At 49.2% G+C, this 23,681-nt stretch carries 35 protein-coding genes; 34 read left to right on the plus strand and 1 reads right to left on the minus strand.

From position 1 onward, the window contains the following. Nucleotides 1-124: 124 nt before the first annotated feature. The 31 genes from rpsJ (at nt 125) to RM811_RS03090 (ending at nt 18,377) form a co-directional block, all read left to right on the plus strand. Complete coding sequence (rpsJ, locus tag RM811_RS02940) at nt 125-439, plus strand: 30S ribosomal protein S10 (RefSeq protein ID WP_402520604.1); 315 nt, start codon at nt 125-127, stop codon at nt 437-439. 100 nt (nt 440-539) lie between these two features. Then, nucleotides 540-1,178, plus strand: a complete 639-nt coding sequence (rplC, locus tag RM811_RS02945; protein ID WP_402520606.1) for a 50S ribosomal protein L3 — start codon at nt 540-542, stop codon at nt 1,176-1,178. A gap of 12 nt (nt 1,179-1,190) precedes the next feature. Continuing rightward, a complete protein-coding gene (rplD, locus tag RM811_RS02950) occupies nt 1,191-1,793 on the plus strand; it encodes a 50S ribosomal protein L4 (protein ID WP_402520608.1) in 603 nt (200 codons plus the stop codon). Then, nucleotides 1,790-2,086, plus strand: a complete 297-nt coding sequence (rplW, locus tag RM811_RS02955) for a 50S ribosomal protein L23 (protein WP_402520609.1) — start codon at nt 1,790-1,792, stop codon at nt 2,084-2,086. The genes rplD and rplW overlap by 4 nt, the downstream gene beginning before the upstream one ends. 11 nt (nt 2,087-2,097) lie before the next feature. Then, a complete protein-coding gene (gene rplB / locus RM811_RS02960; RefSeq protein ID WP_402520610.1) occupies nt 2,098-2,925 on the plus strand; it encodes a 50S ribosomal protein L2 in 828 nt (275 codons plus the stop codon). A gap of 18 nt (nt 2,926-2,943) precedes the next feature. After that, nucleotides 2,944-3,222, plus strand: a complete 279-nt coding sequence (rpsS, locus tag RM811_RS02965) for a 30S ribosomal protein S19 (protein ID WP_020582412.1) — start codon at nt 2,944-2,946, stop codon at nt 3,220-3,222. A gap of 11 nt (nt 3,223-3,233) precedes the next feature. After that, nucleotides 3,234-3,569, plus strand: a complete 336-nt coding sequence (gene rplV, locus RM811_RS02970; RefSeq protein ID WP_402520611.1) for a 50S ribosomal protein L22 — start codon at nt 3,234-3,236, stop codon at nt 3,567-3,569. A gap of 11 nt (nt 3,570-3,580) precedes the next feature. Then, a complete protein-coding gene (gene rpsC, locus RM811_RS02975; protein WP_402520613.1) occupies nt 3,581-4,282 on the plus strand; it encodes a 30S ribosomal protein S3 in 702 nt (233 codons plus the stop codon). Nucleotides 4,283-4,293: 11 nt separating this feature from the next. Further along, complete coding sequence (rplP, locus tag RM811_RS02980) at nt 4,294-4,707, plus strand: 50S ribosomal protein L16 (RefSeq protein ID WP_020582409.1); 414 nt, start codon at nt 4,294-4,296, stop codon at nt 4,705-4,707. Further along, on the plus strand, nt 4,707-4,898 hold the full coding sequence (gene rpmC / locus RM811_RS02985; RefSeq protein WP_402520615.1) for a 50S ribosomal protein L29: 192 nt from the start codon (nt 4,707-4,709) through the stop codon (nt 4,896-4,898). The genes rplP and rpmC overlap by 1 nt, the downstream gene beginning before the upstream one ends. A 1-nt stretch (nt 4,899) precedes the next feature. Next, nucleotides 4,900-5,163 (plus strand): 30S ribosomal protein S17, encoded by a 264-nt coding sequence (rpsQ, locus tag RM811_RS02990; protein ID WP_402520617.1) that lies wholly within the window; start codon nt 4,900-4,902, stop codon nt 5,161-5,163. A gap of 115 nt (nt 5,164-5,278) precedes the next feature. Then, nucleotides 5,279-5,647: a 50S ribosomal protein L14 gene (rplN, locus tag RM811_RS02995; protein WP_402520619.1), complete on the plus strand. Its 369-nt coding sequence runs from the start codon at nt 5,279-5,281 to the stop codon at nt 5,645-5,647. Nucleotides 5,648-5,659: 12 nt separating this feature from the next. Next, on the plus strand, nt 5,660-5,977 hold the full coding sequence (gene rplX / locus RM811_RS03000; RefSeq protein ID WP_402520621.1) for a 50S ribosomal protein L24: 318 nt from the start codon (nt 5,660-5,662) through the stop codon (nt 5,975-5,977). Between the two features lie 10 nt (nt 5,978-5,987). Next, the gene (gene rplE, locus RM811_RS03005; RefSeq protein WP_402520623.1) at nt 5,988-6,527 is read left to right on the plus strand and encodes a 50S ribosomal protein L5; all 540 of its coding nucleotides are present in this window, start codon (nt 5,988-5,990) and stop codon (nt 6,525-6,527) included. A gap of 16 nt (nt 6,528-6,543) precedes the next feature. Continuing rightward, a complete protein-coding gene (rpsN, locus tag RM811_RS03010) occupies nt 6,544-6,849 on the plus strand; it encodes a 30S ribosomal protein S14 (RefSeq protein WP_402520625.1) in 306 nt (101 codons plus the stop codon). Between the two features lie 29 nt (nt 6,850-6,878). Next, nucleotides 6,879-7,271 (plus strand): 30S ribosomal protein S8, encoded by a 393-nt coding sequence (rpsH, locus tag RM811_RS03015; RefSeq protein ID WP_402520627.1) that lies wholly within the window; start codon nt 6,879-6,881, stop codon nt 7,269-7,271. A 12-nt stretch (nt 7,272-7,283) separates the two neighbouring features. After that, on the plus strand, nt 7,284-7,817 hold the full coding sequence (gene rplF / locus RM811_RS03020; RefSeq protein ID WP_402520629.1) for a 50S ribosomal protein L6: 534 nt from the start codon (nt 7,284-7,286) through the stop codon (nt 7,815-7,817). Nucleotides 7,818-7,831: 14 nt separating this feature from the next. Beyond that, on the plus strand, nt 7,832-8,182 hold the full coding sequence (gene rplR / locus RM811_RS03025; RefSeq protein ID WP_402520631.1) for a 50S ribosomal protein L18: 351 nt from the start codon (nt 7,832-7,834) through the stop codon (nt 8,180-8,182). 11 nt (nt 8,183-8,193) lie between these two features. Further along, entirely contained in the window at nt 8,194-8,703 is a 510-nt protein-coding gene (gene rpsE / locus RM811_RS03030; RefSeq protein WP_402520633.1) for a 30S ribosomal protein S5, read from the plus strand. 3 nt (nt 8,704-8,706) lie between these two features. Then, nucleotides 8,707-8,892: a 50S ribosomal protein L30 gene (gene rpmD / locus RM811_RS03035; RefSeq protein WP_402520635.1), complete on the plus strand. Its 186-nt coding sequence runs from the start codon at nt 8,707-8,709 to the stop codon at nt 8,890-8,892. 1 nt (nt 8,893) lies between these two features. Continuing rightward, on the plus strand, nt 8,894-9,328 hold the full coding sequence (gene rplO / locus RM811_RS03040; RefSeq protein WP_402520637.1) for a 50S ribosomal protein L15: 435 nt from the start codon (nt 8,894-8,896) through the stop codon (nt 9,326-9,328). After that, on the plus strand, nt 9,329-10,654 hold the full coding sequence (gene secY, locus RM811_RS03045; RefSeq protein ID WP_402520639.1) for a preprotein translocase subunit SecY: 1,326 nt from the start codon (nt 9,329-9,331) through the stop codon (nt 10,652-10,654). It abuts the gene before it with no gap. 46 nt (nt 10,655-10,700) lie between these two features. Continuing rightward, on the plus strand, nt 10,701-10,814 hold the full coding sequence (gene rpmJ, locus RM811_RS03050; protein WP_402520641.1) for a 50S ribosomal protein L36: 114 nt from the start codon (nt 10,701-10,703) through the stop codon (nt 10,812-10,814). 325 nt (nt 10,815-11,139) lie between these two features. Further along, on the plus strand, nt 11,140-11,496 hold the full coding sequence (gene rpsM / locus RM811_RS03055; protein ID WP_402520643.1) for a 30S ribosomal protein S13: 357 nt from the start codon (nt 11,140-11,142) through the stop codon (nt 11,494-11,496). A 56-nt stretch (nt 11,497-11,552) separates the two neighbouring features. Continuing rightward, nucleotides 11,553-11,942 (plus strand): 30S ribosomal protein S11, encoded by a 390-nt coding sequence (gene rpsK / locus RM811_RS03060; protein ID WP_020582394.1) that lies wholly within the window; start codon nt 11,553-11,555, stop codon nt 11,940-11,942. Between the two features lie 15 nt (nt 11,943-11,957). After that, nucleotides 11,958-12,578, plus strand: coding sequence for a 30S ribosomal protein S4 (rpsD, locus tag RM811_RS03065; protein ID WP_402520646.1), 621 nt, complete (start codon nt 11,958-11,960; stop codon nt 12,576-12,578). A 31-nt stretch (nt 12,579-12,609) separates the two neighbouring features. Continuing rightward, nucleotides 12,610-13,611: a DNA-directed RNA polymerase subunit alpha gene (locus RM811_RS03070; RefSeq protein ID WP_402520647.1), complete on the plus strand. Its 1,002-nt coding sequence runs from the start codon at nt 12,610-12,612 to the stop codon at nt 13,609-13,611. 95 nt (nt 13,612-13,706) lie between these two features. Then, complete coding sequence (gene rplQ, locus RM811_RS03075; RefSeq protein ID WP_402520649.1) at nt 13,707-14,087, plus strand: 50S ribosomal protein L17; 381 nt, start codon at nt 13,707-13,709, stop codon at nt 14,085-14,087. Nucleotides 14,088-14,772: 685 nt separating this feature from the next. Continuing rightward, the gene (locus RM811_RS03080) at nt 14,773-17,478 is read left to right on the plus strand and encodes a hypothetical protein (RefSeq protein WP_402520651.1); all 2,706 of its coding nucleotides are present in this window, start codon (nt 14,773-14,775) and stop codon (nt 17,476-17,478) included. Between the two features lie 115 nt (nt 17,479-17,593). Continuing rightward, nucleotides 17,594-17,926, plus strand: coding sequence for a VOC family protein (locus tag RM811_RS03085; RefSeq protein WP_402520653.1), 333 nt, complete (start codon nt 17,594-17,596; stop codon nt 17,924-17,926). A gap of 70 nt (nt 17,927-17,996) precedes the next feature. Next, the gene (locus tag RM811_RS03090; protein ID WP_402520655.1) at nt 17,997-18,377 is read left to right on the plus strand and encodes a PH domain-containing protein; all 381 of its coding nucleotides are present in this window, start codon (nt 17,997-17,999) and stop codon (nt 18,375-18,377) included. A gap of 401 nt (nt 18,378-18,778) precedes the next feature. Here the strand turns inward: RM811_RS03090 and RM811_RS03095 are convergent, their stop codons facing one another. Continuing rightward, complete coding sequence (locus RM811_RS03095; RefSeq protein ID WP_402520657.1) at nt 18,779-19,090, minus strand: YhbY family RNA-binding protein; 312 nt, start codon at nt 19,088-19,090, stop codon at nt 18,779-18,781. Between the two features lie 706 nt (nt 19,091-19,796). Here RM811_RS03095 and rlmE point away from each other — a divergent pair. From rlmE to folP, 3 genes are all read left to right on the plus strand, one after another. Next, nucleotides 19,797-20,417 (plus strand): 23S rRNA (uridine(2552)-2'-O)-methyltransferase RlmE, encoded by a 621-nt coding sequence (gene rlmE, locus RM811_RS03100; RefSeq protein WP_402520659.1) that lies wholly within the window; start codon nt 19,797-19,799, stop codon nt 20,415-20,417. Between the two features lie 200 nt (nt 20,418-20,617). Further along, complete coding sequence (gene ftsH / locus RM811_RS03105) at nt 20,618-22,573, plus strand: ATP-dependent zinc metalloprotease FtsH (RefSeq protein ID WP_402520686.1); 1,956 nt, start codon at nt 20,618-20,620, stop codon at nt 22,571-22,573. A 136-nt stretch (nt 22,574-22,709) separates the two neighbouring features. After that, nucleotides 22,710-23,555, plus strand: a complete 846-nt coding sequence (gene folP, locus RM811_RS03110) for a dihydropteroate synthase (RefSeq protein ID WP_402520661.1) — start codon at nt 22,710-22,712, stop codon at nt 23,553-23,555. The last annotated feature ends 126 nt before the right edge of the window (nt 23,556-23,681 follow it).

Consider the following 23,681-nt stretch of genomic DNA (forward strand, 5'->3'; position numbering starts at 1 on the left):
CAAAAACTTGTTTGAACGCTTGTGTTGACAGCAGGATGTGTGGTTAGTAGAATTTCGCGTCCTTTTGTCTGGGTGACATTGATCACCCGACTTCGTTCTTTATAGTTGCCATGGTTAGAACAAGATGAGTCAAGCTCAGCAAATTCGTATTCGTTTAAAGGCTTTTGATCATCGCCTGATCGATCAGTCTACGCAGGAAATCGTTGATACTGCGAAGAGAACTGGTGCCCAGGTGCGTGGTCCAATCCCATTGCCAACCCGAAAAGAGCGCTTTACCGTGCTCATTTCTCCACACGTCAACAAAGACGCGCGTGATCAGTACGAAATTCGTACTCACAAGCGTATTCTCGACATTATCGAGCCCACCGAAAAAACTGTAGACGCACTGATGAAGCTGGATCTGGCAGCCGGCGTTGAAGTGCAGATTAGTCTCGGTTGATTGCGGAAGCGGGCGCCCTATCAAAGTGTTCACTTTTGTGTAACAGCTCTGAAGCGAGCGGCCATAGTGGGTAACAGCCCCGTACACGAGAGAGGTTAAAATGACTATTGGTTTAGTCGGAAAGAAGCGCGGTATGACCCGTGTGTTTACCGAAGACGGTATTTCTATACCGGTTACCGTAATTGAAGTTGATCCAAACCGCGTTACTCAGGTCAAAAGCCTGGAAACCGATGGATACACGGCAATTCAGGTTACTTCAGGTAGCAAGAAAAGCAGCCGTTTGAACAAGCCGGAAACTGGCCATTTCGCGAAAGCGGGAGTTGAAGCTGGTACTGGTCTCTGGGAATTCCGTATCGACGCTGACGCTGAATATAAAGCGGGCGACGTTATCGGTGTTGACCTGTTCGAACAGGGTCAGATGGTCGATGTGACCGGTCAGTCCAAGGGTAAGGGCTTCCAGGGCGTTATCAAGCGCTGGAACTTCCATATGCAGGACGCCACTCACGGTAACTCTCTGTCTCACCGTGCACCTGGTTCTATCGGCATGTGTCAGACACCTGGCCGAGTCTTCAAAGGCAAGAAAATGGCTGGACATATGGGCTCTGAAAAAGTGACCGTACAGTCCCTGGAAATCGTTCGTGTTGATGGCGAACGTAACCTGCTGCTGATTAAGGGCGCAGTACCCGGTGCTACCGGTGCTGACGTTGTTGTTCGTCCAGCAGTTAAAGCTCGTGCCTGAGGGGATTAGACTATGGAACTGAAGGTAAACGGTGCAGAGGCTGTTCAGGTCTCAGACGTGACGTTCGGTACTGAATTCAACGAAACGCTGGTTCACCAGGCGGTTGTTGCATTCATGGCTGGCGCTCGTCAGGGCACCAAGGCTCAAAAGACCCGCAGCGAAGTAAGCGGTGGTGGTCGTAAGCCTTGGCGTCAAAAAGGTTCCGGCCGTGCGCGTGCCGGTACTATTCGCAGCCCATTGTGGCGCGGGGGCGGCAGTACATTTGCGGCCAAACCACAGAATCATGCTCAAAAACTGAACAAGAAGATGTATCGCGCAGCGATGCGTTCCATCTTGTCTGAGCTGGTTCGTCAGGAGCGTTTGTTGGTGGTTGAACAGTTTACTGTTGAATCTCCGAAGACCAGGCTGGTGATTGCCAAGCTGAACGAACTGAACCTCAGTAACGTATTGATCGTTTCTGATGAGGTGGATCAGAACATCTATCTGGGCTCTCGTAACATTCCTCATGTGGATGTGCGTGATGTGCAGGGTATTGATCCGGTTAGCCTGATTGCTCACGAGAAAGTTGTAATGACTGTCTCTGCTATCAAGAAGTTCGAGGAGATGCTGGGATGATTCAGGAACGTATTTATAAAGTTCTGCTTGGTCCACACATTTCCGAGAAGGCCACGGTTGTTGCTGAAGAGCACAATCAATACGTCTTCAAGGTAGCTAAGGACGCAACCAAGCTCGAAATCAAAAAAGCTGTTGAGCAGCTATTTGAAGTCAGCGTTAAAGCTGTCAGGACTGCCGTTGTTAAGGGTAAGACCAAGCGCACTCGTTTCGGTATGGGCAAACGCTCAGACTGGAAAAAGGCCTACGTCAGCCTGGAGCAAGGTCAGGAAATTGACTTCGCGGACGCGGAATAAGGAGCTAGAGAATGGCAGTTATCAAATGCAAGCCGACTTCTCCAGGTCGCCGCTTCGTAGTCAAGGTAGTTAACCCTGACCTCCACAAGGGACGCCCTTACGCGCCTCTTCTGGAAAAGAAAAGCAAAACTGGTGGTCGTAACAATGCTGGCCGTATCACTACCCGTCATCGTGGTGGTGGTCACAAGCAGCATTATCGTCTCGTAGACTTTCGTCGCAACAAAGATGGCATTCCAGCGATCGTTGAGCGTCTGGAATACGATCCGAACCGTACTGCGCACATCGCCCTGTTGAAGTACATGGATGGTGAACGTCGTTACATTATCGCGCCTAAAGGCGTGAAAGCCGGTGATCAGCTTTTCTCCGGTATTGATGCCCCTATCAAGGCGGGTAACACATTGCCTCTGCGCAATATCCCCCAGGGTTCCATCGTTCACTGTGTAGAAATGAAGCCTGGTAAAGGCGCTCAGATGATCCGCAGTGCGGGTACATCTGCTCAGCTGGTCGCTCGTGACGGTGCTTATGTCACCCTGCGTCTGCGCTCCGGTGAAATGCGTAAAATTCTGGCTGACTGTCGTGCCACTCTGGGTGAAGTCTGCAACAGCGAGCACAGTCTGCGCTCCCTGGGCAAGGCTGGTGCCAAGCGCTGGCGTGGTGTTCGTCCGACCGTTCGTGGTGTTGCCATGAACCCGGTAGATCACCCACACGGTGGTGGTGAAGGTCGTACTTCCGGTGGTCGTCATCCTGTGACGCCATGGGGTGTTCCGACCAAGGGTCGTAAGACTCGTTCCAACAAGCGTACTGATAAAATGATCGTACGTCGTCGCAGCGCGAAGTAAGCCTAAGAGGATTCGACAGTGCCACGTTCTTTGAAAAAAGGCCCGTTTATCGATCTTCACCTGTTGAAGAAAGTCGAAGAAGCGGCTGATAGCGGCAATAAGCGTCCGATCAAAACCTGGTCGCGCCGTTCTATGATTATCCCAACCATGGTTGGTCTGACACTGGCTGTTCATAACGGTCGTCAGCACGTACCTGTTTTCGTTACCGAAGACATGGTTGGTCACAAGTTGGGTGAGTTTGCTGCCACCCGCACCTATCGCGGTCATGCAGCCGACAAAAAGGCCAAGAAGCGCTAGAGGGATATGAAATGAAAGAAGTTGCTGCTAAGCATGAAGGCGCTCGCATTTCTGCCCAGAAAGTGCGTCTGGTCGCTGACCAGATTCGCGGTAAGGCGGTTGGCGTTGCCATGGATATCCTGAGCTACAGCCCGAAAAAAGCTGCGGTTCTGATGAAAAAAGTGCTTGAGTCTGCGGTTGCAAACGCTGAGCACAATGACGGCATGGATATTGACGAGCTGAAAGTGTCCACTATCTTCGTTGACGAAGGTATGACCATGAAGCGTATTCGTCCCCGTGCCAAGGGACGCGCTGATCGCATTCTGAAGCGGTCTTGCCATATTACGGTTAAGGTTGCAGAAGTCTAAGGAGCGATCAGATGGGTCAGAAAGTACATCCTAATGGAATTCGCCTGGGCATCATTAAGCCCCACCGTTCAGTCTGGTTTGCAGAAGGCAGAGCTTATGCTGATAAGCTGAATGCTGACCTGGCGGTGCGCAGTTTCATTGAGAAGAAGCTGAAAAGTGCTTCTGTTAGTCGTGTTGAAATCCAGCGTCCAGCGCAAAGCGCCCGCATTACTATTCACACTGCCCGTCCGGGCATCGTGATTGGTAAGAAAGGTGAGGACGTTGAGAAGCTGCGTCAGGCTGTGACCAAGATGATGGGCGTGCCTGTTCATATCAACATTGAAGAAATCCGCAAACCTGAACTGGATGCCATGCTGGTAGCCCAGAGCATCGCCAGCCAGCTGGAGCGTCGTGTGATGTTCCGTCGTGCTATGAAGCGCTCTGTGCAAAACGCCATGCGTCTTGGTGCCAAGGGCATCAAAATTCAGTTGAGTGGTCGTCTTGGTGGTGCTGAAATCGCGCGTACTGAATGGTACCGTGAAGGTCGTGTTCCACTGCACACTCTGCGTGCAGACATCGATTATGCAAACTACGAAGCGCTGACTACTTACGGTATTCTGGGTGTGAAGGTCTGGATCTTTAAGGGTGAAGTTATCGGTGGCATGGCGCCAACCGTTGAAGCCCCGAGAGATCAGCCAGCCCGTCGCCCTAAGAAACGTCAGGCTAAGAGCTAAGGAGCGCGGAAATGTTACAGCCTAAGCGTACGAAATTTCGTAAGCAGCAAAAAGGCCGCAATCGCGGTCTGGCGCTCCGCGGCTCCAAGGTTAGCTTCGGCGAATACGCATTGAAAGCAATCGGTCGTGGACGTATAACTGCTCGCCAGATTGAAGCGGCTCGTCGTGCCATGACCCGTCACATTAAACGTGGCGGTAAAATCTGGATCCGCGTTTTCCCTGACAAGCCGATTACCGGTAAGCCTCTTGAGGTTCGTCAGGGTAAAGGTAAGGGTAACGTGGAATACTGGGTGTGCCAGATTCAACCAGGCCGCGTACTCTATGAGATGGAAGGTGTGTCCGAAGAGCTGGCTCGTGAAGCCTTTGCTCTTGCTGCAGCCAAGCTGCCGCTGGAAACTGCCTTCGTTAAGCGGAGCGTAATGTGATGAAAGCTGCTGAACTGCGTGAAAAGTCTGTAGAGGAGCTCAATACTGATCTTCTCTCTCTGCTGCGGGATCAGTTTAACTACCGTATGCAGAAAGCTACTGGCCAGCTTGGTCAAAGCCATCTGCTGAAACAGGTCAAGCGTGATGTTGCACGCATCAAGACCATCCTGAACGAAAAGGCAGGAGCATAAGATGGCTGAAGACAAGATGGTCCGTACTCTGACCGGCAAGGTAGTGAGTGACAAGATGGATAAAACCATCACCGTCCTCATCGAACGCCGGGTAAAGCATCCGCTTCTGGGTAAAATCGTGAAGCGGTCCACCAAGTTACACGCTCATGATGAGAACAACGACTGCCATATCGGTGATGTTGTGACCATTAAAGAGACGCGTCCTCTGTCAAAGAGCAAGACATTTACTCTTGTGAACATTGACGAGCGTGCTACTCAGATCTAAGGCTTCGGTGCTTTGGGCTTGAGTGAGAGATGGTCGTTTCGGCGATAGCCGGGGCGGCCTTCTGCATGAAAGCCGGCGAGTACCTGCCTGCAGTTTGAGCTTGGAGAATAGGAAAATGATCCAGACAGAAAGTGAACTCGAAGTCGCTGATAACAGCGGCGCACGTCGAGTACAGTGTATCAAGGTGTTGGGTGGATCCCACCGCCGTTATGCACACATTGGCGACATCATCAAAGTATCTGTGAAGGAAGCAATTCCTCGCGGTAAGGTCAAAAAAGGCCAGGTGATGAATGCTGTTGTTGTGCGTACCCGTAAAGGTGTTCGTCGTCCAGACGGTTCGCTGATCAAATTCGATAGTAATGCGGCGGTTCTTCTGAACGCCAATATGCAGCCTATCGGTACCCGTATCTTTGGACCAGTGACTCGTGAACTGCGCGGTGAGCAGTTCATGAAGATTATTTCACTGGCCCCAGAAGTACTGTAACGGGAGCAGATCATGAAAAAGATCCGTCGTGATGACGAAGTCATCATTATTGCCGGCAAGGACAAGGGTAAGCACGGTAAAGTGCAAACCGTTCGTGCTGACGGCAAGCTGATTGTTTCTGGCATCAATATGATGAAGAAGCATCAGAAGCCTAACCCAATGCTGGGCACCCCTGGTGGGATCGTAGAGATGGAAGCGGCTATTCAGGCTTCTAACGTTGCGCTCCTGAATCCTGAAACCAACAAGGCTGATCGTGTTGGCTTTGCCCTCTCTGAAGAAGGTAAAAAGCAGCGCGTATTCAAGTCTAACGGCAAGCCTGTTGGCGCGTAAGGGGTGAGAAATGGCAAATTTTAAAATCAAATATCGTGAAGAGATTCTGCCCAGGCTCAAAGAAGAGCTGGGTGTGAAGAATGTTCATGAAGTGCCGCGCATCACTAAAATCACTCTGAACATGGGTGTAGGTGAAGCGATTGGTGACAAGAAAGTCATCGAGCACGCTGTTGCTGACATGGAGCGTATTGCCGGTCAGAAAGCAGTAGTGACCAAGGCGAAAAACTCGGTTGCAGGCTTTAAGGTCCGTGAAGGCTGGCCAATTGGTGTGAAGGTAACTCTGCGTAGCGAACGCATGTATGAGTTCCTGGAGCGTCTGGTTGCTGTCGCCCTGCCACGTGTCCGTGACTTCCGTGGTCTGAGCCCCAAGTCTTTTGACGGCCGTGGCAACTACAGCATGGGTGTTAAAGAGCAGATCATCTTCCCTGAAGTTGATTATGACAAAATCGATACTCTGCGCGGTCTGGACATTACCCTGACCACTACTGCGAAGAATGACGATGAAGGTCGCGCTCTGCTGAAGGCTTTCGATTTCCCATTCCGTAACTGAAACAGGTACGAGTTTTATGGCAAAAGTATCCATGAAGCAGCGGGAGTTGAAGCGTCAGCAAACCGTTGCCAAATATGCTGAAAAGCGTGCACAGCTGAAAGCTGTGATCAAGAACATTAACAGCACTGAAGATGAGCGCTGGGAAGCCCAGGTTGCCCTGCAAAAGCAGCCACGTGATGCCTGCAAAGCGCGTCAGCGTAACCGCTGTCGCATTACTGGTCGTCCTCATGGTGTTCTGCGCAAATTCGGCCTGAGCCGTATTAAACTGCGTGAAGCCGCCATGCGTGGTGATGTCCCAGGTCTGGTTAAGGCCAGCTGGTAAGTGCATTTCATCTTCGGGAGATATAGATAATGAGTATGCAGGACCCGTTAGCAGATATGCTAACTCGTATCCGTAATGCCCAAATGGCAGAGCACGCCTCTGTCAGCATGCCGTCCTCCAAAATCAAAGTTGCCGTAGCGACTGTTTTGAAAGACGAAGGCTACATTGCTGAGTATAAAGTTGACGGTGAAGCTAAGGCTGAGCTGGTCATTGAACTGAAATACTTCGAAGGCAGGCCGGTCATTGAAAACCTCAAGCGTTCAAGTCGTCCTGGTCTGCGTGCATACGCAGGTAAGGAAGCACTGCCTAAGGTTAACAATGGTTTGGGTATCGCTATAGTCTCTACCAGCAAAGGTGTAATGACCGATCGCGCTGCTCGTGCAGCCGGTGTTGGTGGTGAAGTTCTCTGCACTGTTTTCTAAGGGAGGGGTAATATGTCTCGAGTAGCCAAAAGCCCTGTTGCTATCCCTGCTGGTGTAGAGATCAAGCATAATGGCCAGAACCTTGTCATCAAAGGTTCTAAGGGGCAACTGGAACTTAGCGTTCACGCTAATGTCGAAGTTGCTCAGGAAGAAAACGTTCTGACGTTTGCTCCACGTGATGGTGCCAAGTACTCTCGTGCTTTGGCGGGTACTACCCGTGCACTGGTTAATAACATGGTAACTGGCGTCACTGCCGGCTTCGAGAAGAAGCTGCAGCTGGTGGGTGTTGGTTATCGTGCAATGGCCAAGGGTACCACTCTGACTTTGAACCTGGGCTTCTCCCATCCGGTTGAGTACGCTCTGCCGGCGGGTGTGACAGCAGAAACACCGACCCAGACTGAAATCCTGGTAAAAGGGATTGATAAGCAGCTGGTCGGTCAGGTTGCTGCGGAAATTCGTGAATTCCGTCGTCCTGAGCCTTATAAAGGTAAGGGTGTTCGCTATGCTGACGAACGTGTTCGTCGCAAAGAAGCCAAGAAGAAATAAGGTAGGGTGAGATCATGATGGATAAGAAGTCTTCTCGCCTGCGTCGTGCCCTTCGTGCAAGGGTTAAGATGCGTGAACTGGGTGCTGTTCGTCTCAGCATTCATCGTACGCCTCGCCACATCTATGCGCAGGTCATCGCCCCACAAGGCGACAAAGTGCTGGCAACTGCCTCCACTGTTGAAAAAGAACTGCGTAGCGATGCTACCGGTAATGTTGATGCCGCCAAAAAAGTGGGTGCTCTGATTGCTGAGCGCGCCAAGGCTGCAGGTGTGACCAAGGTGGCGTTTGACCGCTCTGGTTTCAAATATCACGGTCGTGTTAAGGCGCTTGCCGATGCAGCCCGTGAAGCCGGACTGGAATTCTGAGGGTAGGCGTCATGGCAAGAGATGATCGTAGAAATAACAACGATGAAGGTCTGATTGAGAAGCTGGTACAGGTTAACCGAGTAGCCAAAGTGGTGAAAGGTGGACGTATCTTCGGCTTCACAGCATTGACCGTTGTCGGCGATGGTAAGGGTAAGGTTGGTTTCGGTCGCGGTAAGGCCCGTGAAGTACCCGTCGCTATCCAGAAAGCTATGGAAGCTGCCCGTCGCAACATGATTCAGGTTGACCTGAACGGCGACACCCTGCAGTACGCTGTGAAAGCCCGTCACGGTGCTTCCAAGGTGTACATGCAGCCTGCGTCTGCGGGTACTGGTGTTATCGCTGGTGGTGCAATGCGTGCGGTTCTGGAAGTTGCTGGCGTACATAACGTACTGGCCAAGTGCTACGGTTCTACCAATCCGGTGAACGTCGTTCGTGCGACTTTCAATGGTCTGCGCGACATGCGTTCTCCTGAAGGTGTTGCTGCCAAGCGTGGCAAGGCCGTTGAGGATATCCTGGGGTAAGTCATGGCTAAAAAGATGATCAAAGTGACGCTCTTGAAGAGCACCAGCGGTCGCCTCGAAAGCCATAAGGCTTGCGTACGGGGTTTGGGCCTGCGTCGTATCAGACACACTGTTGAAGTGGAAGACACTCCGGCAGTACGTGGCATGATTAACAAGGTTAACTACCTTGTTCGGGTGGAAGGAGAATAATATGCATTTGAATACTCTGAGCCCGGCTGATGGAAGTCGTAAAGAAGGGAAGCGCGTAGGTCGTGGCATTGGTTCCGGCCATGGCAAGACCTGTGGTCGCGGCCATAAGGGTCAGAAAGCCCGTTCCGGTGGTTCTGTCAAGCCAGGTTTTGAAGGCGGTCAGCAGCCACTGCAGCGTCGTCTGCCCAAGTTTGGTTTCACTTCCCGCAAAGCTCGTTTCTCTGCTGAGATTCGTCTGCACGAACTGAGCAAGGTGGAAGCTGACGTGATCGATCTGGCGGCACTGAAAGCTGCTGACCTGGTCGGCGGTAGCATCCAGCGTGCGAAGGTGGTACTGTCCGGCGAGTTGGCTAAAGCAGTGACCATTAAAGGTCTGGCTGTTACCAAAGGCGCCCGTGCTGCGATTGAAGCTGCCGGTGGTAAGATCGAGGACTAAATGGCTAAGACTCTACCTGTTGGGAATCAAAGCGGCTTAAACGAGCTATGGTCTCGGGTTAAGTTCGTGTTCCTGGCGATTCTGGTATACAGGATCGGTGCGCACATCCCTGTGCCGGGCATCAACCCTGATGCCCTGGCCCGGATGTTTCAACAAAATGAAGGGACGATTCTCGGCCTGTTCAACATGTTCTCCGGCGGTGCGCTGGAGAGGATGTCTGTACTGGCCCTGGGTATCATGCCTTATATTTCGGCATCCATTATTGTTCAGTTGATGAGCGTAGTGAGTCCGCAGTTGGAGCAGCTCAAGAAGGAAGGTGAGTCCGGACGTCGTAAGATCAGCCAGTACACCCGCTACCTGACGGTACTCCTGGCCCTGGTTCAGGGTACCGGCATGACTGTCGGTCTGGCCAATCAGGGTGTCGCGTTCAGTACTGACATCGGCTTTTATGTAGTAGCCATTGTTACATTTGTCACCGGTGCCGTCTTTATGATGTGGCTGGGTGAGCAGGTGACTGAGCGGGGAATCGGTAACGGTATTTCGGTTCTCATTTTTGCAGGTATTGTCGCTGGTCTGCCAAGTGCGGTTGTGCGGTCTTTCGAGTCCGCACGTCAGGGTGATCTTAACATTCTGATGTTGCTGGCTGTTGCCATTCTGGCGATTGCTATCATCGCATTTGTGGTCTTTATCGAACGGGGTCAACGCCGAATAACCGTGAACTATGCCAAGCGCCAGCAAGGGCGCAAGGTGTTCGCGGCCCAGAGCAGCCATCTGCCATTGAAGGTTAATATGGCGGGTGTTATCCCGGCTATTTTTGCTTCCAGCCTGTTGCTGTTCCCTGCGTCTATTGCGCAGTGGTTTGGTCAGGGTGAAGGCATGGGATGGCTGCAGGATATCGCTCTGGCGATGGGTCCGGGTCAGCCGCTGAACATCGTACTGTTCTCGGCAGGTATCATCTTTTTCTGCTTCTTCTATACTGCTCTGGTCTTTAATCCAAAAGATGTTGCAGACAACTTGAAGAAGTCGGGTGCATTCATTCCCGGAATACGTCCGGGAGAACAGTCTGCACGCTATATTGATGGTGTCCTGACTCGGCTGACCATGTTCGGTGCTCTCTACATGACGGCAGTATGTCTGTTGCCACAGTTCCTGGTAGTGTCGGCCAATGTGCCATTCTACCTGGGTGGTACCAGTCTGTTGATCGTAGTGGTCGTGGTAATGGATACCATGGCACAGGTGCAGTCGCATCTCATGTCGAATCAGTATGGGGCGTTGATGAAGAAATCCAATCTTAAGGGCTATGGTGGTGGTGGATTGATCCGCTAGATTCCAGCTCTGCAATGATTGCTCTCCAAAGAGAGTGGAGTAAATTATGAAAGTACGCGCGTCTGTAAAAAGAATCTGCCGTAACTGTAAGGTCATCAAGCGCAAAGGTGCTGTGCGGGTGATCTGTCCAGAACCGCGTCACAAGCAGCGTCAAGGCTAAATTATTGGGAATCTACGGATTCTCCAATAGGCTGGACTCTGGTCTAATGTGACCTCAGGCAAAAACAACCGTTCATGAAATTATTCATGAGCGGTTGTGTTTTATCGAAAGGGGGATTACAATTTCCGCCCTTCGACCTGATATAAATATTGTTGAGTTTTGGCTCTGTCAGTATTTGTTCAGGATGAAGCAGCCATGTTCAGGAGCCTGATAGTTTCTATTGAGCTCTCTGCTATGGTGACGTGTTTCAGTTCAATTGGTTTTTTGCAAAAAAAAACACAGAATTAGCTAAGACACGGTTAAATGTAATAACGGAGATGATTGAATGGCCCGTATTGCTGGTGTCAACATTCCAGATAACAAACATGCCGTTATCTCGTTGACCTATATCTTTGGTGTTGGTAAGACCAGTGCTCAAAAGCTCTGTGCTACCACCGGCGTTAAGCCGTCTGCCAAAATATCTGATCTGAGCGAAGAACAGCTGGAATCCCTGCGTGGTGAAGTTGCAAAACTGAACATCGAAGGTGACCTGCGTCGTGAGATCAGCATGAACATCAAGCGCCTTATGGATCTTGGTTGCTACCGTGGCATCCGCCATCGTCGCGGCCTGCCGGTTCGTGGTCAGCGCTCTAAGACAAATGCCCGTACTCGTAAGGGTCCGCGCAAACCGATTCGCAAGTAAGAACGTTGTTTTGATTAACAAACAACGATCTTTTCTAATACAGGATTTGTTCTGATATGGCAAAGCCAGGTACTCGTACACGTAAGAAGGTTAAAAAGTCGGTAGTGGATGGCATCGCCCATATCCACGCCTCTTTTAACAACACTATCGTGACAATTACCGACCGCCAGGGTAATGCACTCTCCTGGGCTACTGCCGGGGGCTCCGGCTTCCGTGGTTCCCGTAAGAGCACACCTTTTGCTGCACAGGTTGCAGCTGAGCGTGCCGGTCGTGCTGCCGCTGAGTTCGGTCTGAAGAATTTGGACGTGAATGTTAAAGGGCCTGGTCCAGGCCGTGAATCCGCTGTACGCGCGCTCAACGCTTGTGGTTTCAAGATCAATAACATCACTGATGTTACCCCGATCCCACACAACGGTTGTCGTCCGCCCAAGAAGCGGCGTGTATAAGCAGGAGAGCGGTAAATGGCTAGATATATAGGTCCCAAGTGCAAGCTGTCTCGTCGTGAAGGCACTGATCTCTTTCTGAAGAGTGGTGTGCGTGCGCTCGAGTCAAAGTGCAAGGCAGATAATCCTCCAGGCCAGCATGGCCAGCGTCGTGGTCGTCTTTCTGACTACGGTGTTCAGCTTCGCGAGAAGCAGAAAGTTCGTCGTATCTACGGTGTACTGGAAAAGCAGTTCCGTAACTATTACAAGGAAGCTGACCGTCTGAAGGGTGCTACAGGCTCAAACCTGTTGCAACTTCTTGAGTCTCGCCTTGATAATGTGGTTTACCGCATGGGGTTCGGTTCTACCCGTGCAGAAGCACGCCAGCTGGTCAGCCACAAAGCTGTCACGGTTAATGGTAAGACTGTAAATATTTCGTCTTACAAGGTTGCCCCCGGTGACGCAGTAGCTATTCGTGAGAAGGCAAAAAACCAGCTGCGTATCAATGCGGCCCTTGAACTTGCTGCTCAGCGTGGTTTCTCCACGTGGGTAGAAGTTGATGCCACTAAGAAAGAAGGCGTCTTTAAGGTGCTGCCCGAGCGGAGTGATCTGGCGGCTGACATCAACGAAAGTTTGATCGTCGAGCTGTACTCCAAGTAAGGGATAGACAGTTAGGTGGGGTGTAACATCCATGCAGAATTCGGTTACTGAATTTCTAACTCCTCGACGCATTGATGTCGAGGAAATCAGTCTGACACGGGCTAAGGTCACCCTTGAGCCGCTGGAACGTGGTTTTGGGCATACCCTGGGTAATGCCCTGCGTCGCATTCTTCTTTCTTCCATGCCCGGCTGTGCCGTGACTGAAGTAGAGATTGATGGCGTACAGCATGAGTACAGTGCTATTGAAGGTGTTCAGGAAGACGTTATTGAAATCCTGCTCAACCTGAAAGGTCTGGCTATTCGCATGACTGGCCGTGACAGCGTTACTCTGACGCTGAGCAAAAAAGGTGAGGGTGTCGTCACAGCTGCTGACATCCAGCTGGATCACGATATTGAAATCGTGAATCCAGATCATGTTATTGCCCACATGAACGTCAAGGGCAATCTGAACATGAGACTGAAGATTGCTCGTGGTCGTGGGTATGAATCAGCCGACAGCCGTCGTCAGGATGAAGAGGAAACTCGCGCTATCGGCCGTCTGCAGTTGGATGCCACCTATAGCCCTGTATACCGTGTTTCCTATGTCGTAGAAAGTGCTCGTGTTGAACAGCGTACTGACCTCGACAAGCTGGTTATTGACCTGGAAACCAATGGTACTCTGGATCCGGATGAAGCCATCCGTCGTGCTGCAACTATTTTGCAGCAACAGCTGGCTGTGTTTGTTGATCTGGAAGGTGAGTCCGAGCCTGAGCCTGTGAAGGAAGAAGATGAGGTTGATCCTATTCTTCTCCGTCCGGTTGATGATCTCGAACTGACTGTACGTAGTGCAAACTGCCTGAAGGCAGAGAACATCTACTACATTGGTGACCTGATCCAGCGCACTGAAGTTGAGTTGCTCAAGACCCCGAACCTGGGTAAGAAGTCCCTGACTGAAATCAAGGACGTTCTGGCCTCTCGTGGTCTGAGCTTAGGTATGCGTCTCGACAACTGGCCACCGGCCAGTTTGAAGAGTGACGACAAGATTTCTGCTTAATTGCGGCTGAGAACAACCACCGTTGATGAAGTTTTATATAACAACTTTTTATAACAACAAAGGGTTGTTCTCAGTAAGAAGAGGAAGTTTGTGCCATGCGTCATCGTAAAAGTGGCCGCAAGCTTAACCGGAACAGTTCTCATCGCAAGGCGATGTTCAAGAACATGACTGCGTCCCTGGTTGAGCATGAAGTAATCAAGACAACACTGCCAAAAGCTAAAGAGCTTCGTCGTGTTGCTGAACCGCTGATCACTCTGGCTAAGGAAGACAGCGTTGCTAACCGTCGTTTAGCGTTTGATCGTCTGCGCGACAAAGCTGCGGTTGGTAAGCTGTTTACTGATCTGGGTCCGCGTTTCAAAGAGCGTCCAGGTGGTTATATCCGTATTATCAAATGCGGTTTCCGCCATGGTGATAACGCGCCAATGGCTTATGTTGAGCTGCTGGACCGCCCTGCTGTTGAAGCAGTTGAGTCCTGAGACTAAGCGTAAGTAATAAAAAAGCCGGGCTTGCCCGGCTTTTTTATACCTTTAAAATTTCTTCTCACTATTCTCTTCAAATACTCCCATCTACTTCAAAGTTCGCAACTGCTTTTTGGGCTTTGCTTAATACTAAGTTAGTAAGCATTACTCTTGATTAAACCGCAACTAGCGCAACATTCGTTATTATGATTCAAGGCTCAAGCTGCCTTTATGCAAGTCCCAAACACAATACATTACTTTGAAGACAGAGAAATGATCGCATTATTGCGACCAAAAGACCCGCACAGAGCAAGTCTAGCAAGGCTTGTTGCGTCCGTTGCATTTTTTTTCAACTGTCTATCCAGTAACTCAAACCTGAATCCGTGACTTCTTAATTAATCCCGGGAAATTGGAAAATCCGGCAACCCTTATGGCGCAAAGGCTTGGTGATTATCGACCCATTAAAAACGCTGTTTTTTTGATTTTTCAAAAATGCATCCAGTGAGTGAAGAAAATGAAATCACTATTTATAGGCTATAAGCCAAGCATGGCAAGAGATGTAGCGAAATTTATCTCTCACGAAGTCACGGATTCAGGTCAAATATAACCTGTCCTTAATTCTGATTTATTTTAGGCAATGTGAACTATTAGCATTATTTTTGATCAGAGTTACATTACCTATTTAGATTTTGAGGTATTAACAATGATTAATTCTGCTCATGCTCTTGCTCATGTAGTAACGTCCCAGCCACGAGGGGAAAGGGTAGGGGGTAATTCAAATGCTTATCCTGCAGAGGTTAAGGCCGTGGAAGAGGTTCTGGACAGCTCAGAGGTGAGGCGGGCAAATAGGATGTATAACGAGTTGAGAGGTATGCATCAAACGACACCACCTGATTTTTATATTAACGTCAATGAGACTGAAGGTTTAAATACACTGGTAGGATTCAGAAGGACGGGTTCGCATCAGCCTGTATTAATATACATTAAGGATGGCTATGGGAATCCACCTCCCAAAGGAGAAGAGAGTAACTTGGTTTATGAAAGTCATCAGCTGTTAAGAATCTCTGATGAAGAGTGGGTATTACCCTGTGGTCCTGAATATAAACGAGTTATGAATGTTCAGGAAGAAACCGGGAAGACTAAAAGTGAAGCAAGGCTTCACATTGAACAAAATAAAACATTAGGCACCGGAGTTGTTGTTGGTAAACGCTATCTAGACCAGCTGAAAGTACCGGGTACTGATTTGGCCCAGCAATTTGTGAGTGGGGAGTGGACTGAGGAGGCCCGCTTTAATTGCGCTGTTTCAATCCTGTCATGTCTTACAGGCTATGTGGCTTCCGGTCATAAGCATCCACATGTGATGCCGCAGAACATGACGTACGATCCCACTACTGGGTCAATAAAACTTATTCTTGCGGACATAGCTAAGACAAAGATGGATTCCTCTATGCTGACTGGTCAGGGATGCGCTCCTGGAACTCTCCAGTTTTATGCTTCTCCGGAACAACGCCGTAATGGGACTGTTTCTGAAAAAACGATGGTGTATTCCCTGGGTGTTACATTATTAAATCTGTTTTCTGATAATCCATCTTTATATGATGTTGCTGAAGCCAGTTCTTATTCAAAGACAGGTATTAAGCTGAATTTGGAAAATTTGCTACCAAAGCTCGAGGTGGAGAATAAGGATCTTGTATCGAATCTGAAGCTTCTTCTTTTGAGTATGGTAGAAAATGATCCGAAAAACCGGCCGAATATGGAAAGATGTTTCATTGGATTGGGGAGTTGTGCTGAAGTATATAAATCAGGGGTAAAGCTCTCAGAAGATATTAAAGAGGAGCAAGATAAGCTCAAATTTCTGCAAAGCCAGGTTAACAAAACCAAAGAAGATACAGCAGGTGTTTCGAGTATAGAAAAAACAGAAATACAGAGGCTAAGTCAAGAGTTAGAAAAAAAATATGAGGAACAAAGAAGGTGTCTACAGGAACTCTTTTCTCGTAATGACGCTGAACATGAGATAAAAACAGCCAATTTAGCAAGAGGATTAGAGGAGGCTCAGCATCAAGCTGAAGAATGGAAGATAAAATCAGATCGTTGTCAGAGTGACTTAAAAGAAATAGATTTAAGAAACTCTAATCAGAAGTTTAAGATTGTTGAAAGCGAAAGAAAGCTTTCTGAGTTAGCTAACCATGCAGTCGATATTGAACAAAGGCTTGAGACAGCGCAGGTGGCTTGTCGTAACGCCGAAAAAACAAGTTTAAGGCTGGAGTCTGATCTTAAAGCTAAAGATAAAAACCATGAGTTCAGACTCCAGAAAAAACAAGCTGAAGTTGATGCTGTGCAACAAAAATTAATGTCTCAGCAACGAGCGCCATTGCTTGAAATTCTGAAGTTTGCTCATGATAAGTCTTCAGTACCTGGTGAGGATCTCTTTATTAAAAGGTTATCCGGTGCTTTTGGTCACTTGCCGCTGAAAACGAATGCGGAATGTCTCGACACACTCTATTTTTATATTATTGCTAACAAAACAATAGGTAAGGATGGTTCTTTTCCTTACACGCCTCCGGCAAAAGGGTTCTGGTCATCAGGTCCTGAGAGGCTGTTTAATCCATCTGAAACCCAGAAAGCCCATTTGGAAGCGGTTCAGGGTGAAGCTGAAGAATTGCTGCAGCAAGGCATAAAATCAAAAGATGATGTCAATATAAGGTTTATTTGTGAATGGGTTGATAAAAGCCCGGTCTTTACCTGTCCGGCAGGCTCAAGTTTGACTGATGGGTTCTCTTTTTACCATCGTATGCAGTCTCATCTATCTGAGATAGAAGATATCTGGAAGTACCGTGACCGGGAAGCTGAACGGAAGGAATGGTGGATGGACGGGAATTTACGGGATGGCCGTAATGGAGATCGAAATAGTAGCAAGTCAGTGACTCCTTTGATGGCCACACTTGCAGCACAATCAAGCTTGGATAAGATTGAGTGGCGATTGTTTCATGAAGAAGGCTCACGTACCTTTGCCGGGAAAATGAAATTTCTTGAAGCTGCTTTCAACCGTGCTGCTTTCACTAAAGATGCATATACACGAACAGATGAGCGTAAACACCGTGAAGACGTAGCTGGCGCTAGTGGAACACAAATGACGCATATCACGACGCTTCAAAATATTATGAAGCTACTGCTTGAAAATCAGTCAAAGGCTACCTTGTCACAGGAGGAGATAGAACTGATTTGTCAAAGTCGGCTTATAAAGTTTAATCCTGTGCAGTACTCGAGCCAGGTTGCATGGTGCTCATCAACACTTCCTGAGGTTGCACAGCGGTTATGTGAAAGCGCTAAGAACTTTAAAACACTAAAGAACTGCTACCAGAAAAACTTCAATATTTTGGCTAGTGCGGAGGGGCGCCAAAAACCATAGTGATATCACTATCGTCACTTTCATAAAGGAGTGTGTTGCAGAAAGACAAATTAACACCCGGCCGGCATCCCCGCCTCCACCATGTGGCAATGATTGGTAGTAATAAGCGGCATCTTTGGATTTTTATCAGGACCTTCTGGGGTTTGAGGTGGTGGGGGAGTACTATCAGGAGGGTCGGGGCAGCTGGAAAATTGATCTGGTAATGTCGGATGGTGGGCAAATTGAGCTGTTTATTTTCGAAAATGCGCCTTCTCGCCCGAGTTACCCCGAAGCCAGAGGACTTCGCCATATGGCTTTTGAGGTTGATCATCTGGAGGAAACGCTAAAAATGCTTTCTGAGAATGGCATTACAGCGGAGCCTGTCAGGGTTGATCCATATACGCAGGCCAGCTTCACTTTTATACAGGATCCTGACGGTCTTCCGGTTGAGTTATACCAGCCTGAATAATCACTTGTGGTTTATCGGGGCCTTATTGAGATGTACTTCTAATAACCTGTAAATATTAAGGAGAAATACTATGGGCCTGTTTGACGCCCTGCTGGGTAACGCCGGGGAGATGACCAAAGCGGAAGCAATGGAAGATCTGTCAACCATCCTCAATCCTTCTGAATCGATTGAGCTTGCCTATAAGCTGATTCGGGATATGGTGGTGCTGACCAATCATCGTCTTATTCTTATTGATAAGCAGGGGCTGACAGGGCGGAAGGTTGAGTATCGTTCGATACCGTATAAATCAATTACCATGTTTACCGTGGAGTCGGCAGGTCATTTTGATCTGGATGCTGAATTGAAAATCTGGGTTTCAGGGCAGCCAGAGCCTACGCAGATGGAGTTTAACCGTAAGACCAATATTTATACATTGCAGGCAATGATGGCTGCAAAGGTAGCGGGTCAGTAAGGTTGGGTTCGATAGTTAAGAAAAAGGCCGCTGTTGCGGCCTTTTCTATGGTTAACCGTTAGAAAAACAGTCGTAAACCCTCGCCTTCAGGCCCTCGGGTTCTCGAGTCTTGTGGGTCCAAACGGGCGGGGATATAAGACGGGAACGCGGCGAGCGTTCCGCTTGTGTCTCTTGTCATGGTCTACACTCCCCCAGATCTATCAGTAAAGCAGCCGTTGACGATAACCAAGCGATGGCTGTTTTACAGTGCTACAAGATTTACAAAATAGTGGAGGGGCACCCCACTACTGCTGATGGAGGCTTCTGTGTAAGTCCAGTCGTTATAGACTGGCAGTAGCCTGTGAAGTCAGAAGCCTCGCCTTTAGGCTCTCGAGCCCTCGGGTATGATAAGGCGGGGAGTATCACCCCTGAACTCTCATCAGGTTAGAAAGCGCTGGATTTGGCTTGTCAGCTGCCTTGAATAGCAGGGCGACCTTTCCGATGGTTTGAATAAGGTCGGCGTTGGTCGCACTGATTAAGTTGCTGATCACTTGCTGGCGGATCTCACGGTCTCCAATGGCAAGCTTCACTTTAATAAGCTCGTGATCGTTCAGGGCTCTCAGTGTTTCTTCAATGACACTATCGGTTAGTCCCTTATCAGCTACGATCACTACCGGATTCAGGTTGTGACCAATACTACGAAAATGCTTTTTTTTAGCGGCGTTTAAACTCATGTTTGCTATTCCTGGTGATATCGTTCAATGACAAACCGTCATACACGGCTTCTTGATGGGTATGACATGATTTTCTGGAGAAGGTTTCGTTCATGCAGATGGGGCAGTAAAGCAATTTCTGAAAATTGACATTTACCTGCCATGGTTACCGGTTGTCGAAGAGAATGGATAGCAACAGGGTGCTCTTTGGCCACTTTTGAGGTAGTGGCTGGTCACAAACATCACTCGACAACGTAATAAAGCTTTCGGCGGGCATGCTATCGTTTTCTGGCTGTTGAGGGAAGTCTATCTGCCGCTCGTTTGCTCTTTGGGGAAGGGGGCTATCAGCGTGTTATGGAGGCTGCAAGGTCACATGGTCCTGTGTTTTTCCGGCAGTGGCGAATAATACTTACCTTGATGGTAGTGTTGCGACTGTTGGTTATTACGAGCTCTGTACGGGTGGGTGAGCAGAGCGTTGAATCGGCAGAAATCTGTGGTAAGTATTAACTTGTAATACACAGTAATACTTAGTTTATCGCCGAATCTTTTGGCTTCTTCCGCTATCACCGTCATGATGGATAAGATATTATTCCCGTGGCTGTCACTTGGTTAGCTGATTGTTTTTTCAGCTATTTTGTTTCAGAGTCTGGCTTATCCCTTTCAGTTTTCCAACTCATGGTTGTCTAATACAACTATCAGGTTTACATAGGCAGTTTGCACAAAGATTATGGCGAGATCCAAAAGTAGTGGTCGCTGGTTGAAAGAGCACTTTGACGATCATTATGTAAAGCAATCGCAAAAAGATGGGTGGCGATCCAGAGCCAGCTATAAACTTCTGGAAATTCAGGAGAAGGATAAAATTTTACGTCCGGGCAGCAAGGTCGTTGATCTCGGTGCAGCGCCGGGAGGCTGGTCTCAGGTGGCCGTTCAACTGGTGGGTGATAAGGGGCGAATCGTTGCTTCTGATATCCTGCCGATGGACGGGATTGCCGGCGTTGATTTTGTTCAGGGTGACTTTACCGAAGAGTTGGTATTGGAGCAGATACTGGCAACCATTGGTGCCGATAAAGTAGACCTTGTAATTTCCGATATGGCCCCCAATATGAGTGGAGCACTCTCGGTTGATCAGCCCAACGCGATGTATCTGGTGGAGTTGGCTTTGGAGCTGTCCCGGCAGGTGTTGCGTGAAGGCGGTGTCTTGCTGGCTAAAGTGTTTCAGGGTGAGGGCTTTGATGCCTGCCTGAAAGATATAAAAACCAGTTTTGGCAAGGTACAAACCCGAAAGCCTGCGGCTTCCCGGACGCGCTCCAGAGAGGTTTATCTTCTCGCCTCAGGCTTCAGAGGGTGATGTAATGCTTCTATTTATAGAATGCATTTATCATGGTGATAGAAGACAATCACTGTCGTACTGTTAACTGATCGTGTATCGTTGAAGTTAACCATTAATACATAATTAAGCGGGCCAGGGGAACGTACTTTCCTGAACGATTACCTGAGGCTTAAGCACGCTCAATAGAGCGCTCAAGAGAGGTTAGCCCCTTGAATGATATGGCAAAAAATCTGATTCTCTGGGTCATAATCGCTTTGGTGTTATTGACCGTCTTTAAAAACTTTGATGGCATGCAGTCGTCTACCCAGAAGGTTGCCTACTCTGATTTCATCAGTATGGTTGAAAATCGGCAGGTCAGTAAGGTGGTCATTGACGGCTTTACCATTAACGGCTTGTTGAGTAACAGCGAGCGTTTTGAAACGAACCTGCCACCAGCGGTTCCTGATAACAAATTGATGGATGAACTTTTGCTTGGCAAGGTTCAGGTGGAATCCAAGCCGATCGAGAAGCAGAGCATCTGGACTCAGTTGCTGGTAGCCAGCTTCCCGATTCTGGTGATTTTGGCTGTGTTTATGTTTTTCATGCGCCAGATGCAGGGCGGTGGTGGTGGCCGTGGTGGTCCCATGAGCTTTGGCAAGAGCAAGGCGCGCCTGCTATCTGAAGACCAGATTAAAACCACATTTGCTGACGTTGCCGGTGTTGAAGAAGCCAAGCAAGACGTGCAGGAACTGGTGGACTTTCTGAAAGATCCGGGTAAGTTCCAGCGTCTGGGTGGTCGTATTCCTCGGGGTGTCCTGATGGTGGGGCCTCCGGGAACGGGTAAAACCCTGATCGCCAAAGCCATTGCCGGTGAAGCCAAAGTTCCGTTCTTTACCATTTCCGGCTCTGACTTTGTGGAAATGTTTGTGGGTGTTGGTGCCTCACGTGTCCGCGACATGTTTGAGCAGGCCAAGAAGCAGGCACCCTGCATCATCTTTATTGATGAAATTGATGCGGTGGGTCGTCACCGGGGTGCTGGCATGGGCGGTGGTCACGATGAGCGTGAGCAAACCCTGAACCAGCTGCTGGTTGAAATGGATGGTTTTGAGGGAAACGACGGTGTCATTGTTATTGCCGCCACTAACCGTCCGGATGTTCTTGATCCTGCACTGTTGCGTCCTGGTCGTTTTGACCGTCAGGTTGTGGTGGGTCTGCCCGACATTCGTGGTCGTGAACAGATTCTGAAAGTGCATATGCGCAAAGTGCCTGTATCCGACGATGTTAAGCCAACGGAAATTGCTCGCGGTACTCCGGGTTTCTCCGGAGCGGATCTGGCTAACCTGGTGAATGAGGCGGCTTTGTTTGCTGCCCGGGCTGATCAGCGTACGGTCGGCCAGAAAGCGTTTGATCAGGCGAAAGACAAAATCATGATGGGCGCAGAGCGTAAGTCCATGGTGATGAGTGATAAGGAAAAAAGTAACACCGCTTATCATGAAGCGGGTCACGCCATTGTGGGTCGGTCGGTGCCGGACCATGATCCAGTGTACAAGGTGAGTATCATTCCTCGTGGCCGTGCGCTGGGTGTCACCATGTTCCTGCCGGAAGAAGATCGTTATAGCCAGAGTCGTCAGGCATTGCTGAGTCAGATTTGTTCTCTGTTTGGTGGTCGTATCGCTGAAGAGATGACCCTTGGTAAGGATGGCGTTACCACCGGCGCGTCCAACGATATTCAGCGGGCTACCCAGATTGCCCGGAGTATGGTGACCAAGTGGGGTCTGTCTGAGAAGCTGGGCCCACTGCTTTATGATGAAGATGAAGGTGAAGTCTTTCTGGGCAAAAACTTTGGCAGTGGCGGTTCGCGTTCGCATATTTCCGGTGAAACGGCAAAGCTTATTGATCAGGAAGTTCGTCAGCTTATTGATGAATGCTATGGTCGGGCTAAACAGATTCTTGTGGATAACCGCGACAAGCTGGATAAAATGGCGGAAGTACTCATCCAGTATGAGACCATCGACAGCGACCAGATTGAGGACATCATGACCGGTCGTGAAGTTCGCCCACCGAAGGATTCCGGTGATGAGAACAATGGTGATGGTGGCGTTAACGCTGCAGCTGATGAGCCGGAAGTGAAAACAGAAGAGACTGATAAAAAAGACGGTGACAGTTCAATTGGTGGGCCCGCAGGGGAGCACTGATTCAAAGTCGGGTCTATGATTGAGAAGGGCAGGTTTATCCTGCCCTTTTTTATGCCTGTTACAAGGCTGGGAATATTGGTGAGGCAGGCAACTGCGAATAAGAATGTCTGGTTGCCTCAAGATCTGAGGAGCTTCCATGAGCAAAGAATTTACGTTGAATTGTGCAGGCAAAATACTGGATCTGAGTAAGCCAAGAGTGATGGGCGTGTTAAATGTCACCCCGGACTCTTTTTATGAAGGCAGTCGATGCCCTGATAATTGGCTGAATGTAGCCGAGCAGATGATTAAGGATGGGGCTGACATTCTTGATGTTGGTGGGGAGTCAACCCGACCGGATGCCTCTGGCCCTCCCACTCAGGAACAGGAGCTGGAACGTGTTTTGCCGGTGATAGAAGGCCTGGTCTCTCGCTTTAATGTGATTGTTTCTATTGATACCAGCTCCCCGCTGGTGATCAGGGAGACCATTAAGGCGGGGGCTGGGATGATCAACGATGTGCGAGCCCTGCATCGCGAAGGGGCTCTGGAAGCGGCGGCAGAGACAAGGGTGCCGGTGGTTCTTATGCATTCGCTTATTGATCAGCCTGAAGCTGGTTTTGTGCCTGTTTATGGTGATGTAGTGGAGGAAGTCAGCCAGTACCTGATGGATTGTGTGGAGCGTTGTGAGGGCGCGGGTATTGTCAGAGATCGGTTGATTCTTGATCCGGGTTTTGGTGGCGGGATGTTTGGCAAGACACCGGTCTATGATCTTGAAATCCTCAAAGGATTACGTCGTTTTCATGAACTGGGTTTGCCGGTATTGGCCGGTATGTCACGCAAGTCATTTATTGGTGCAACGATTGACCGTGATACTGAAGACCGTCTGCCGGGGAGTCTCGCTGCTGCCATGCTGGCGGCACAAGCCGGGGCTCATATTATCCGTGTGCATGATGTACGGGAAACGGTTGATGTTCTCCGTTTTCTTGAGGCAGTTGACGAAGCATAATTATTTTTCTGTTTCTCCGCTGTCATTCCGCACAGGGATTTTACAGGATGACAGTTTAGAGTTAACCGGTAGTTTTTTAATTGCCCTTCCCTGATATCTCCGGTTTTGCGCTTTTCATAACTTATC

This window comes from Endozoicomonas sp., from assembly GCF_031844845.1.
In the GTDB taxonomy this organism is placed as follows: Bacteria; Pseudomonadota; Gammaproteobacteria; order Pseudomonadales; family Endozoicomonadaceae; genus Endozoicomonas.